This window comes from Bradyrhizobium sp. 190, assembly GCF_023073415.1.
Taxonomy (GTDB): Bacteria; Pseudomonadota; Alphaproteobacteria; order Rhizobiales; family Xanthobacteraceae; genus Bradyrhizobium.
Genome location: NZ_JADPJL010000082.1, coordinates 1 through 12566, shown reverse-complemented (window position 1 = coordinate 12566; position 12566 = coordinate 1). Strand labels below are relative to the sequence as shown.

Here is a 12566-nt window from a genome sequence, read left to right as displayed (position 1 = left end):
AAGGCCACGCCTAATGCCCGCAGGACGGCTGCCTCACGCGACGAACGATTAGCAATATCCTCTAAACAAAAAGACCGCCCGAAGGCGGTCTCTGTATTCTTGATCTTGATCTGATCAGGCAGCGAGTGCTGCGACCTTGCGTCGGCGATACGTCATGCAGCCAACGCCAGCAAAGCCAAGGATCATCATCGCCCAGGTAGAGGGCTCGGGGACGGCGCCTACCTGGGTTAAGGTAGTGAGTTGCCCCTGTAGTTGTATCCCGAAGGAGTCGAGGATAACTCGCGTGTCACCGAAGTCCGCGAGGTTAAACGAGGTTGGCAAGCTACTTGAGCTTAGCCCTTGGCTGGTCACATCTGAGAGGTAGATTCTCATTGACGTCATATAGGGTAGGCCGATTACTGGGCTCGCGGTTATTTCCGAACTGTTTCCCACATTTATCTGGAAGACGTCATTTGCGAATGAAGAGAAGGGAGATTGGTTCTGCACGTACACACTGGCGCCGCTCGCGCCTGTGTAAGATGCAGAGACCCCTTGAAACTGTACGGAAAAACTTAGCAGCGCCGGATACAGTGCGCCGGATCCATCGACATTCGGAAAAACCGCCGTTGGCGCAACCGCTGCGTCATAGGAAAATTCAACGGAAAAAGTAGATCCAACCGGACTATTGTAATTACTATACCCTTGAAAGCTGACCACACCAGTGAAGCCGTAGCTGACGATGGCGGCATTTGCAGGCGAAAGTGTCAGAAGAGACCCTAGAAGGGCGGTGAGCGCAATTCTCATAGCATCCCCCTTATACAAAGGCCCATTTGCTTTGACGGTCGAAGGAATGTCAATGCTAGGTGCTGCCATCACCATGGGGGCCCATTCACCCATTTGGGTGAGGTCTGTTCTCCGCAGAACTACGGGGATCGTGAATTCGCGGTCGGCACCTAAAGGAGATCGCAACCGCAACATTATCGCGGTTCACTCCAGAACTTCATACTCGAATGCAACGCCTTCCGAGTCGTTCTCCTGAAACCATCTATGCGCTGCATCCTCATCGGCGAAAACTTTCAGGTGATCTTTGTCGCCAACCTCCTTGCTCGTGTCGACGTATACCCAAACAGTCATTCGTCCCTCTTGAGCTTCCGTTTCCCCCAATGGGTCTCTTTCCGCTCGGGATTGAACACCCGTTCGACATGACGGTTCAGCGCCTTCATGACGCCGATCCGCGCCATCATCGTCGGACCGCTGCGGCTGCATAACAGCAAGACGTCGATTGCCGTTTGCCATTCCGGCAAGTCGGATTCCTTCTTCGGCAGCTTCGTAATGTAGTCGGCCGCGTCCTTCAGCGTGAGCAGCTTCCCGGCCACCGGGCAAGACGATGGGATCCTCGAACCGGGCGGACCAGGGCAATAATTTTACTCAGGCAATGATCTTGGGTGTTCCACGCAGCACAGCCTATTCCTAGCGGCTTGACGGTAGTACGCCGCAGGTGCTTGAGCCGCAGCAGCATGGTGAGCATTCGTTCGAGCTTGCGGTCGAGGTGGACCTCGTAGCGTCCAAGCCGCTCCAGCTTGTTAGGATCGAGAGCGTCGCCGAATGCCGGGTCGCGGATCAACGGCCCGGTTGGCCAATTCTTCCGCCTGTTCTCGAACCACGGCAGCACCTCGCCTTCGAGGAGGCGGCGCACGCCCTCGACGTCGGCAGTAGCTGGCTCTTTGCCTTCTCCGAGCTCGTTCGAATCGCCGGCGAGCGTGGCTGTGGACTCAACAACGAACGGCTTCCGCTGCCGCCGCCCGGCACGATCATGTGGACGTGTTGGCTGTGCCGCCGGCCGCAGCGCGCTACCGCGCGAGCGGTTTAGTCCAATGGCACTTTTCCGACATCCCAACCCGCCCGAGCCGATGGTCGCGATCGGCCAAAAGGTCATGACATTCTCAACCGCCGAGTTCATCCGCCGCTTCCTGATCCACGTCCTACCACGTGGCTTCCACCGCATCCGCCACTACGGCCTGTTCGCCAGCGGCATGCGCCGACAACATCGCCCGGGCGCGCCAACTGCTCGCCGTGCCACAGTCCGAGGCCGCAGATACCAACGGCGCCGAGGCCAACGAGCCCAAGCCGACCGCGCACCCGTGTTAGACGTTCGAACGCGGCTCCTCGCCGGCGCTATCGGCCGGCGGCATCCCCAATCGTGATCAGGATCGACACGTCATGATCGCGGCGGTGCGCGGCAAACTCACAAACCTGCGTATCAATTGCGCCGGCTCTCGACTGGCCGCCAAATCGCTCGCCGTCAGGGCCGCTTGGGCTCCGGCTTCCTCAACAAATCTCTGCTCAATGCCGGTTCTGCCCATCGTGGTCGTTCGATCAAGCTCGCCAACCTACTCGATCGCGTCCGCAAAACGCGTTCAACGAACCTCCGACACACACCGCCAGCGACGAAATCCCCATAGCACCTGACGCGCCACTTCGCCCCGACGTCCCGCGGTTTCCTCCCTTGGAGGTTTGCGGACGCCGGCCCCGGAGTGCGCGGCGCCATCATCGTGGGCCGGCATCCGAAAACCTTCACAACAGCAGAAGTTCCGCCTCTGAACGTCACCCAAACGGGTGAGAGATGCGACCTGACCTCGACGCGGGAATGGGTGAGAGCTTTCCACAGCCTAACTGCAAAGGCATGGCGGGCATAATATAATGCGCATTCACAGAGACCCGACAAGCAAATAGCCTTGTTAGAATCGGGGACCGTGCGTCCGGGCGTTTTGAAATGGGTGAATTGGATGCTCGACGCTGACGTTGTGGAGAGCACAGTTCACGTCGTTGATGATGATCCGTCATTTCGAACCGCGCTGGAGCGACGGCTAAGGACGGCGGGTTACATCGTCGCAACTTATTCCAGCGCCGAGCAACTATTGAACGACTTATCGGATTATAGCGGGCTTGGCTGCATAATCCTTGATGTTCGACTGCCGGGCCTGAGCGGACCGGAACTGCAGGGGCGGTTAAGGGAGCTCGGAGCGACGCTGCCAATACTGTTTCTCACCGGCTATCCAGACATTCCCACCACCGTGAATACGATCAAGCCGGTGCGGAAGATTTTCTGGTCAAGCCAATCAATTCTGACCAACTGCTCCGCACGATCGAACGAGCGATTGCTCGCCACAGGACTTCGCGAGAGCTAAAGGGCGATAACGACGTGTTCCGCGCTCGCTTTTTGACGTTGACGCCGCGCCAGAGACAAGTCTTTGAGCTTGTAGTCCGGGGAAAGCAAAACAAGCAGATCGCTCATCAACTTGGTGCGACAGTACGCACCATCAAGGCCCATCGTCACGACGTGATGGAAAAAATGGAGGCCCGGTCCTTGGCTGAACTCTTAATTGCGGCCGAACGTTTGAGCTTTTTGAGTGCACATGCAGCGCCGCGATCCACACCTGATGAGGCTTCGACGGGATAAGTCCGGTTTGGGTTATTCGCGTCGCTTTGGCCGGACCACGGCGACTTGCGGTCGATCGTTGCAGAACGCGACTATGATCGGAAGGCGAACCACCTTCTGCATGATGCATCGATTGTGAAGGATGAGAAGTAGCATGGCGATCTAATTCGGGGATCATCACTATGAACTTGGAAGAGGTTCGTAACTACTGGGCTAAGGTTCTAGGCATCCATGGCCCACAATGGATGATCATCGTAGCTCTGCAAGAGCTCGACCAAGGCGAGGGAGCGCCCGTGATGGCAGTTGCTACAATGCTGCACGTTAATCCGACCTTCGTCATGACGCAGTCGAGGCTTCTAGAAAGGAAGGGCTTTGTTCGGCGAACCGCGGTGAGCGATGGCTGGGGACTTGTAAGTCTGTCCCTCACGAACAAGGCCTACACGCAGTTGGCGAAACTAGCCTATCCTTGGTCTCGGCCGGAGCGATAGCACACGAAGTTTCAGCAAAAGGGAATTCACCAATCCGAAGTCTCGAGTCGGCATGACGGCAGCAACGCGAATGGCATTGGAGCGCTACGTGAACAGGCGCATTGCGGCTTACAACTCCTGGGTCGCCGATCCTGGCTGTGAGGATCATCGCCGAGTTGGAAGTATCCTCCCGTCAAGCTCGGTACACCATACCCCTACATGCCGCCCGAGCCGGTTTCGCGGTAGCTGTCAGACCTGAGACGACCTTAGTTTATGGCGAACCAAAATGCGTAGGCGACGGCCGTCATAGCGCATGAGATCAGAATTGCGGTGACAACCAGCTTGAACCATTCCCAGTAGGACACGCACGCACTTCCAGTCGGCCCCATGTCGCGACGCAACGTTACCGGGAAATATCGGAAAACGCCAGTGCACGGCGCAGCAGGCGGCTTCCGGCCCTGATGTCTGCTTCGGGTCTTGGCCGTGTAAAAACATCCTTCCCAAGGAAGGTGGTGAGAAGCCAGGACTGGTAGGTCTCAGGCCACGATCGCAGCCATCAGTGGCTTGGTCCCGACGATGTTCATGACCCGTGTCAGGTTGTAGGCCAGGACCGAGAGAGCCATCTCGGTGGCTACTTTTGGAAGCGTTTTGGTGAGGAAGTGTGTCGCCCCCATGCGAGCCTTCATCGTGCCGAACGGATGCTCGACCGTCTCGCGACGCAGGCGCATGGCTTGGGGCGTGGCATCAAGGCGCTGCTGCACCGCTTCGAGCAGATGCTCATGCTCCCATCGTGGTATCCGCCGCTCTGGCCCGGTCGTGCACTGCGATTTAATCGAACAACCTTGACAGGCTGTGGTCCAATAGCGCCGTAGCCGCTTGCCGTCCTCCTCACTCGTAAAGCGATATGGCAGTTGTTCCCCGGCTGGACAGCGATAGGCGTCCTCCTCAGGCAAATAGACAAAGTCCTGCTTGCCGAAGCGGCCATCTGACTTGGCACCCGACGTCTGCGGCTTGGGCAGAGTTACCGTGATGCCGGCCTCGTGACACGCGAGGATTTCCAGGCTGCTGAAGTAGCCGCGATCGGCAACGGCCTCGAGCGTCTCGGTCTTGAGAACTGCCTTGGCCATATTGGCCAGTTGAGCCCGATCTGAGCCACTGTTCGTTACCTCATGCGTCACAATCAGATGATGCCCGGTATCCACGGCGACCTGCACATTGTAGCCGACGACGCCGGAACCACGCCCGCTCGTCGCCATCGAACGGCTGTCAGGATCGGTTAGTGAGATTTGCTGGTCAGGCGAAGCAAGCATCTGCTTCTCGTAGACGGCAAGTTTGCCCATTTCCTCCTTCAGCTTCGTCAGTTTCTCGGTAAGCCTCGTCACTTTCGCGGCCAGTGCCTCCGTCGGCTCTTGCCGGTCGGCCGTGTCAAGCTGGCTCAGATAGCGCGCGACGCTCTCCTCCAGCTGGGCATGCCGCCGTTCCACCTTTGCCCGTGTGAAGTTCTTGTCCCGGTTGTTCACGGCTTTGAACTTGCTGCCATCGATGGCGACGCTCGCCGTCGCGAGAAGCCCCATCTCGCGGCAGAGTTCAACGAAGCGAGCACATACCTTGCGCAGTGCCAGGCCATTGTCTTTGCGGAAGTCTGCGATCGTCTTGTGATCAGGTGCGAGCCGACCCAGCAGCCACATGACCTCGATATTGCGTCCGGCCTCGCGTTCGAGCCGTCGGCTCGACTGAACCCGGTTCAGATAGCCGTAAATGTAAAGCTTGAGCAGAACCGAGGGGTGGTACGATGGCCGACCAGTCGCCGCCGGCTCTACCCCCTCAAAGCTCATCTCAGCCAAATCGAGCGCATCGACAAATACGTCGATCACGCGAACAGGGTTGCTTTCGTCAATGAAATCATCGAGGCATTCCGGCAATAGCGTACACTGCCCACGATCCGCCTGCTCAACGAAGCGCCTCATCAGCTTCCCCCGCAGAATCATGAGAGAATCATAGCAAAGTAGCCGCGTTTTCACACAGCCAGGGTCATTCGCGTCGGTTTGACCGGACCACGGCGACTTCCGGTCTACCCCGGTGAACGGACATTCTCAGGTTAAGCGGTCATGTCTCAAAGGTGCCAATAGGCGACACTCGAAAACGATTGGCACTCGCAACTGAGGCGGGCCTCAGTGCTCTGGCTCAAAACGTTATATGAAGCGGTCGGCTTGCCAAGCTCAACCGCGTGGTCATCAACGGGGACTTTCGCGAGCCGCCGCGCTTCTCACGCTCATGGCAATATAATTTTCTCGCGGATGGCATAGCGAACCAACTCGGCTGTCGAAGACAGGCCCAGCTTTCGCATGGCCGCTGCGCGATGCGTTTCCACAGTCTTTATGCTCAGATTTAGCATCACACCGATCACTCTATTCGAATGTCCTTCAGCGACCAACTTAACAACGCTTTGCTCCCGCGAAGTAAGGATCGAAGTTGTGCTGTTTTGTTTGTTAAGTTGATAATTGTGGAGCAGCTTTTCTAGAAGAACGCTGGTGAGGTAAGGCTCCCCAGCCAGCAACGTCTCAATGGCGGAGATCAGGTGCTTTCGGGCGTCGGACTTCAGGAGGACCCCCCGTGCACCCGCGGAGACGGCTTGGGTCAGGATATCCTCGCTTTCGTGCACCGTAAGGAACAGGATCTGGGTCGCGAGACCGTGGGATCGGATACGGCGGCAAACCTCCACGCCGTTCATAGATGGCATTGAGTAGTCGACGATCATGATGTCCGGAGACGTTGCGTACGCTAAGTCGATCGCCTGCAGCCCATCTGCCGCTTCTCCAGTCACGATCCAACCGGAAATGGTCTGAATGATCTCACGCAGCCCGGTTCGAACGATTTCGTGATCGTCAACGATTAAGAAGCTTTTAACTGCAACGTTCTCTGCCAACGCCGACCACCTGGGCCCACTTGCAAGACCAGCGAAAATGGAACGTCTTCTCCGGCCGAAGATTGGCCATATTAAAAGGTCGCAATGCGCAGCATACGTTGGGTTCGATATTCGCGCTCCATCATTTGGGGAGTTCTGATATGCGTCGAATTTCAACCTTGTCGGTCTTGCTGGTGCTGGGAATGCTATGCCCATAGATGTCATGGCACAGAGCTCCGCAGGACGCGGCGCCCTGGGAGGTGCTAGCGACAATGTGACATCCGCGAAGCGGACTGCATTGATCCAAATCAATGGTTGGTCGGCGGCCTAAGTGCACGTGCACCTCCGGGGGCTAGACACGGATATGATGGCGCGGCCATCGTGATTGTGGTCGATGACGATGCGGGCCTTCTGAAGAGCGTGGCGCGGCTGTTGTCGCACCACGGCATCGAGTGCTGTACGTTCCCGTCGGCCGAGGCGTTGCTTGAGAGCGACAGCGTGCAGACGGCAACCTGTTTGCTGCTTGATATCCATCTCGGAGGAATTTCGGGAATTGAGCTGCAGCGCCGGCTTTCGGCATCAGGATCGAAGTGGCCTGTCATCTTCATGACCGCGAACGACGACGAGGCGATGCGCAATGAAGCGATGGACGCCGGGTGCATCGCTTATTTGCGCAAGCCGTTCGCTGGTCAGATTCTGCTGGATGCCATTGGGAAAGCTGTGGCCTAACCAGCGCGGCGCAGCAAAGGCACGCCGGGTCATCACGTCCGAGTTGGGTCAATCGCGTCGGTTTGGCGATGTCCGAGCCACTTCCGCTTTACCCACGCCGATCGCCGCCGCCTTCTTGCGCTGAAACGCCACAACAAACTCCACGCCACAAAGCTGATTCAACTGGCACAGACCGAATCCTTCCGGCCGGGAAAACTTCGAATGCGGTCTTTCGCATACGGGATAAATAAGCAACCGCAGACGAAATGCGAGTCTGATCACACCAGCCGAAGGGTCAACTGACGCCGATCGCGATCCTCGTGCCGTTCGACAAAATCAGAGATCGTGGAGGGAAAATCGCGCATCTGCAGATCGCAGCGACGGCGCAATTCGCGCGCGACATCTTCGGAAACATCTTCCGACCAGCGCTCGGCGGTGTTGAAGGCGACGACGCGGATGGGGTTGCTGTATTGGCCGGCCAGCATGTTTAATGACCGTCTCGATGTCGGTGGCTTCGTAATCGGCTTCGGGCCAGCGGTCTAGTCGACCGAGATCATCCGCCACCAAGTAAACCGTCTCATCATTGTCGTTCGGGACTATCGACGGCGTCCAACTAGGACATACGCATTATGAACTCCACGCACTGCGGAATTAAATTTATCTGACCTGAATCGTTCCGGCGGAAAGAACAGGAACCCGGCACATCATGACGCGTTGCCAGTCGCAATGGGAGGTATTGCAGGATGGCAAAGGCAAAGAAGCAGTCAAGCCGCGGGCGCAAGCAGGAGCGGGCGCGGGTCGCTGGTGGGCAGGATTACGAGGTGAGCTTCACGGGTAAGAAGATGAGGAAGAAGGCCATCAAGAAGGTTGGCAGCAGCCGCAAGCGGGTCGAGCGCGGACTCGGCTCACGATGATAGAGGCGTCAACTGAGGCGGCCTCTAATGTCTGTGCCGGTTAATTGCGAACGTGAACTTAACTTGTAGCACCGGCCCGTCGTCGTCCCGCACGTCGATTGCCATGTGGTGTCCCGCGCCGTCGGTATGTTTTCGGACCGCGTCCCTGGCCATGTCGGCAAGGGCACGGGCCGCTTCCTCCTGCACAGCTTCAATGGTTGCTAGTTCCATGCCCTCGTCATCGGGAGCAATATCGTCACCCTTTCGCAAGTCGAAATAATAGCGCTTCATCATAAAGCCTAAATTCGGCCGTGACGGGATCGTTCCTGCTTGAAGGTCGCGATCTTGCGGGCGCGGGAGAGAGGCATTTAGCTGTCGGGCCGCCAGTCCGGGAATAACTTTGCGAAGCGTTTGCGGAGGACGCCGTAGCACTCGCACGCGCGGCTCCGCAAAGCCTCCGGTTGCAGTATCCGGATATGGCCGCGGCTGGTATCGATGATCCCTTCGGCGTGCAGAACGCCGCAAAGCTGGTTGACCGTCGTTCGCTGAACTCCCACCATCCGGGCAAGGAATTCCTGCGTAATTTCGAGATCATCCATGCCGGATTGGTCCTGGGCGTTCGCCAGCCAGCGGCATAGACGTTCGCTGGCGGTGTGGACCGCATTGCAGGCGGTTGATTGACGTCCCTCGGCGATAAACATGGCATGGTGCCGGTTCACGATGGTGCGGAGCTTATCGTGGGAATGATATGCGCGGATGAATGATGCCGAGCTGATGCAGGATGCCGGGCTGCCAACCTCAACCGTTGCCTGATCGATGGCGTCCTCGACACCCAGAACAACGCCGGAGCAGACCAGCCCCTCACGGCCGATCAACGATACTTCGGCGGTTTGTCCTGACTCCATCAGCACAACGAGCGAGACCAGTCCTCCATGTGGAAAAAATACATGCGTGATCGGTTCGTCGATCCGGTAGAGGACGTCGCCTTTTTTCAGCTGGACAACGTGCAAGTCCTTTTCGAGAAGCTCTCGCGCATCCGCCGGCAGAGAAGCGATAAAACGGTTCATCTTGCCACTCCAGGAATTTGATACGAAAACCGCACTTGCCAAGAGTAGCCTGTCACGCGTGAAGGCGGGGATCATCCATTAGGCTATGGGGCAGTGAAACACTCGCTGTTCTACGCTCTTCCGTGCGGTGGAAATTTTTGCCGCGCGCCACATGGCGTATGCGGTGGTTACATCGCCGTTGATGGCCAGGAGGCAATATAACTCTGGCGTGAATGCTGGTCACTATGTGATCCAGGGTTATGCGGTCCGGTGGAACACGCTAATCCATCTGAATAATACGGACTGCGCTTGGATAGCGCCGGATGCAATACGCTATCTTTCGCGCGGTGAATCATCAACTGCGCGACCTGAAATATAAGATCGTCTCGCGTCCGTCGCGCTGAACTTGCTTGCGTTCGATCCGTCCATCGCGAGCCATCAGCCTCAAAGTGTGCTTAATACTCATCGGTGACCACATCTTCAGTTGCTTCCAAAGCAACAGGCCAGATACCGCATTTTCTTCGCCAATAGGAATGAGTTTGGCCAGTTCGTCAGAAATAGACATGCGACAAAGCTCGACAAGCAATGATAACCCGGGCGATTAAAAGCCCCTTTGATAATCTATTACTTCAGACCAGTTCGGGCGCGGATCGACCCAGCCAACTGAGCCGCACCGCGTGAACTTGAAATGTGCGCAGATATCGTACCAGCCCCAATCGGGGAGTCCATCCAGCGGCACCACGGAATAGTGCTGGCGGCGGGGGCGGGGATCTCGATCAGGCGGGTCGGCACAGTGGATCTGGATCGTCTTGAAGCCTTCCGCCTTCATGTCGGAAGTTCACTCCAGCACCGTATAAGCACGGAAGGCTGTGTAGCTTGGATCGGCGAGGTTGAGCAGTTAGCGTTGCGCGCGGATCTCGCGCACCTGCGGAAATGGCGCAAGAGCGTCGAGCAGGCGCAGGGTCTCACCTGCTGACGATGATCGTTACCGGCTTCTGTGGCGCGGTCTGGCTCGGCGTCAAAACGGTCCTGGGCAAATAATTTCGGGCATCTCTCCGAATGTAGCGGTCGCATCAGTTTGGACGTGCCGGAGCTGCCGCTCTTAACGAGGGACAGGAGGGCACGGCTTGAAAGGTTCACTCGGAAACGGGAGATGAGGGAGTTCTTCCCGTGGTGGCTTTACCACGGGAAGGGGCACTTGAAAGGCTCACACGGAAACGGGGGACGAGGGAATTCTTCCCGTGGTGGCTTTTTCACGGGAGGGTCTTTTGTTGTGACCTCAGGTGCGCGCACACATTGCCATTCGCTGCAAACGGCTGCGTGTTCACCTAACTGCGTGACGCATACACTAGACTGCCTAGCGCAGTGGGGCATCCACCCGGACGGGCACGAAGGAGCCTCGAACCAGGGTTTGCCACAATTGAAATGGCACGACGAAAAGGCGGACAACTCGCCATGGATCAACGCACTCGCTGAACTGCGCCAGCGGGCGACGCGTGAAGGCCTTTGCTTCCAGCACGTCCAGGCAATCACGTTGGCGATCGACCAGGACGCGGAGGCGGCGACGGGCAACCGCGACTACTTCTCAACAAGCCCTACGGCGTCGGCTAAATGAAAACGGCCCCAGTACCCTGGGAGGCTGGAGCCGTCATTCCAATGCGCCAGGCCGGAAAGCTTAACTGGCGCCAGCATCAACACACCTCGCGCAACTCCGGTTCCTAGGGCACGCAATTCTGCCAAGAATCACACCCAGCGTGAATAGGCCATTTCGGGGCGCCTCGCAGTGGCAAGGCCCGGCGCATGAAGCTTTCGGCGATCACGTTTAGCCCTAGGATACCTAAGCCATTGCCGCAATGTGCTCGGCCTAGGCAAAATATCTAGCGTCCCGAGTGACAAAGGTCGGGGTAGTAGCGGATGCTGCGCTCGCAGAGAGCCTTCGGAACGCGGCTGTGTTGTCCGCTCTAGTTTTGAACTCGATGCCGCAGGTTCGATGAGTCGGGGCTATTTTGATTCTGTGGTCGAGGCATTGATCCGCTTGGCAGCGTTTGAAGCGCGTGAGTTCACCAATTTGCGCCAAGTACATCGAGACTTAAAAAGCGCTTTAATTCATGCACTTATCGGATGATCTCACGATTTAGTGACGTGGCAATTTTGCAACAAGCGCCCATAAAACGGACGATCCAGAGTCGATTGCGGCTGTCTTCTGTTGCCTGTTCGGAACTGTTCGTTTCTTATCGTCCTGCGACGGAGGGGGGCATCCCGAGGTCGTCCCGTTTTAGGTGGTTCGCTTAAGTCCCTCGCGTTCATGCGGGAGTGTCCGAAGGCGCGAAGCGACTAAGCGGGTTTCAGGGGATTAAGGGAACCAACCTTAGGGTGTCATGCACCCAGCGGATCCGGAACCTTCCCTACAGAGCAACTTGGAGGTTTAACATGAAGATGGTTAAGGGCTTTATGCTCTGCTCAGCGGCGGGTCTTCTCGCTATGAGTGGAGCGCAGGCGGCTGACCTTCCCGTAAAGGCCAAGGCGGTCGAGTACGTGAGGATCTGCTCCCTGTACGGTGCTGGTTTCTTCTATATCCCGGGCACCGACACCTGCATCAAGCTGGGTGGCTACGTTCGCGTCGACACCACGTTCAACGGCAACATCTACGGCGGTCCGTACTGGTCCGGCGACGGCGGCCAGGGCAACCGCTACCGCGATTACTTCACGTCCCGTTCCCGTATGGCAATCACGGTTGATACCCGTACCGCCACCGAATACGGCGTGGTCCGCACCTTCGGCCAAGGCGACTTCCAGTTCAACAACTTTGGCACGAGCAACCCGTCGGCGCTCGGCGCGTTCCCGGGCGGCGCTTCTAACGCGCTCAACGTCGCGGGCGGTGGCTATGTCGCGGTTGAAATGGTGTTCATCCAGTTCGCTGGTTTCACCTTCGGTAAGTCGGCTTCGGCCTACGCGACGCCTTGGAACGGCTATCCGGGCAACAACAACTCGTTCTTGATGGGCGGTCCTGACTACGTCACCGGCGTCAACAACATCCAGTACACTGCGCAGTTCGGTAACGGCGTGTCGGCCACCATCGGCCTCGATGATCCGACCGTGTTCAACCGCACCTCCGTGCTGAACCTGGGC

The 12566-nt window shown here is 57.6% G+C and carries 16 protein-coding genes and 1 pseudogene; 7 read left to right on the top strand and 10 right to left on the bottom strand.

Translation table 11 applies throughout. The features are described 5' to 3' along the window. Positions 1 to 114: 114 nt before the first annotated feature. From IVB22_RS39220 to IVB22_RS39210, 3 genes are all read right to left on the bottom strand, one after another. Positions 115 to 783, bottom strand: a complete 669-nt coding sequence (locus IVB22_RS39220) for a PEPxxWA-CTERM sorting domain-containing protein (RefSeq protein ID WP_247522486.1) — start codon at positions 781 to 783, stop codon at positions 115 to 117. 326 nt (positions 784 to 1109) lie between these two features. Continuing rightward, positions 1110 to 1355, bottom strand: a complete 246-nt coding sequence (locus IVB22_RS39215; protein WP_247522485.1) for a hypothetical protein — start codon at positions 1353 to 1355, stop codon at positions 1110 to 1112. Next, the gene (locus IVB22_RS39210) at positions 1331 to 1939 is read right to left on the bottom strand and encodes a hypothetical protein (protein ID WP_247522597.1); all 609 of its coding nucleotides are present in this window, start codon (positions 1937 to 1939) and stop codon (positions 1331 to 1333) included. Before IVB22_RS39210 ends, IVB22_RS39215 begins: the two co-directional genes overlap by 25 nt. On the opposite strand from IVB22_RS39210, the pseudogene IVB22_RS39205 reads away from it, so the two are divergent. From IVB22_RS39205 to IVB22_RS41745, 3 genes and pseudogenes are all read left to right on the top strand, one after another. Next, positions 1908 to 2018, top strand: a pseudogene (locus IVB22_RS39205) (transposase); the annotation flags it as partial. The gene IVB22_RS39210 and the pseudogene IVB22_RS39205 overlap by 32 nt on opposite strands. Positions 2019 to 2765: 747 nt before the next feature. Next, positions 2766 to 3167 carry a response regulator gene (locus IVB22_RS41750; RefSeq protein WP_308200504.1) on the top strand — a complete coding sequence of 134 codons (402 nt, stop codon included), beginning with the start codon at positions 2766 to 2768 and terminating at the stop codon, positions 3165 to 3167. Positions 3168 to 3181: 14 nt separating this feature from the next. Beyond that, positions 3182 to 3439: a LuxR C-terminal-related transcriptional regulator gene (locus IVB22_RS41745; protein WP_308200503.1), complete on the top strand. Its 258-nt coding sequence runs from the start codon at positions 3182 to 3184 to the stop codon at positions 3437 to 3439. A 982-nt stretch (positions 3440 to 4421) separates the two neighbouring features. On the opposite strand, the gene IVB22_RS39195 is transcribed toward IVB22_RS41745, so the two are convergent. Next, entirely contained in the window at positions 4422 to 5852 is a 1431-nt protein-coding gene (locus tag IVB22_RS39195) for an IS1182 family transposase (protein WP_247522484.1), read from the bottom strand. A 305-nt stretch (positions 5853 to 6157) separates the two neighbouring features. Continuing rightward, positions 6158 to 6811: a response regulator transcription factor gene (locus IVB22_RS39190; RefSeq protein WP_247522483.1), complete on the bottom strand. Its 654-nt coding sequence runs from the start codon at positions 6809 to 6811 to the stop codon at positions 6158 to 6160. 360 nt (positions 6812 to 7171) lie between these two features. On the opposite strand from IVB22_RS39190, the gene IVB22_RS39185 reads away from it, so the two are divergent. After that, the gene (locus IVB22_RS39185; RefSeq protein ID WP_374207852.1) at positions 7172 to 7519 is read left to right on the top strand and encodes a response regulator transcription factor; all 348 of its coding nucleotides are present in this window, start codon (positions 7172 to 7174) and stop codon (positions 7517 to 7519) included. Positions 7520 to 7776: 257 nt separating this feature from the next. Here the strand turns inward: IVB22_RS39185 and IVB22_RS39180 are convergent, their stop codons facing one another. Then, on the bottom strand, positions 7777 to 7983 hold the full coding sequence (locus IVB22_RS39180) for a hypothetical protein (RefSeq protein WP_247522481.1): 207 nt from the start codon (positions 7981 to 7983) through the stop codon (positions 7777 to 7779). Between the two features lie 258 nt (positions 7984 to 8241). On the opposite strand from IVB22_RS39180, the gene IVB22_RS39175 reads away from it, so the two are divergent. Further along, positions 8242 to 8412 (top strand): DUF3606 domain-containing protein, encoded by a 171-nt coding sequence (locus tag IVB22_RS39175; RefSeq protein ID WP_247522480.1) that lies wholly within the window; start codon positions 8242 to 8244, stop codon positions 8410 to 8412. Positions 8413 to 8436: 24 nt separating this feature from the next. Here the strand turns inward: IVB22_RS39175 and IVB22_RS39170 are convergent, their stop codons facing one another. The 4 genes from IVB22_RS39170 to IVB22_RS39155 all read right to left on the bottom strand — a co-directional run bounded on the left by IVB22_RS39170 (position 8437) and on the right by IVB22_RS39155 (position 10266). Beyond that, positions 8437 to 8682, bottom strand: a complete 246-nt coding sequence (locus IVB22_RS39170) for a hypothetical protein (RefSeq protein ID WP_247522479.1) — start codon at positions 8680 to 8682, stop codon at positions 8437 to 8439. 77 nt (positions 8683 to 8759) lie between these two features. Beyond that, on the bottom strand, positions 8760 to 9458 hold the full coding sequence (locus IVB22_RS39165) for a Crp/Fnr family transcriptional regulator (RefSeq protein ID WP_247522478.1): 699 nt from the start codon (positions 9456 to 9458) through the stop codon (positions 8760 to 8762). Between the two features lie 334 nt (positions 9459 to 9792). Next, the gene (locus IVB22_RS39160; protein ID WP_247522477.1) at positions 9793 to 10002 is read right to left on the bottom strand and encodes a hypothetical protein; all 210 of its coding nucleotides are present in this window, start codon (positions 10000 to 10002) and stop codon (positions 9793 to 9795) included. Positions 10003 to 10038: 36 nt separating this feature from the next. Then, positions 10039 to 10266 (bottom strand): hypothetical protein, encoded by a 228-nt coding sequence (locus IVB22_RS39155; protein WP_247522476.1) that lies wholly within the window; start codon positions 10264 to 10266, stop codon positions 10039 to 10041. 591 nt (positions 10267 to 10857) lie between these two features. Here IVB22_RS39155 and IVB22_RS39150 point away from each other — a divergent pair. Then, on the top strand, positions 10858 to 11052 hold the full coding sequence (locus IVB22_RS39150; protein WP_247522475.1) for a hypothetical protein: 195 nt from the start codon (positions 10858 to 10860) through the stop codon (positions 11050 to 11052). Between the two features lie 815 nt (positions 11053 to 11867). Continuing rightward, a partial coding sequence (locus IVB22_RS39145; protein ID WP_247522474.1) for a porin occupies positions 11868 to 12566 on the top strand: 699 nt, incomplete at its 3' end.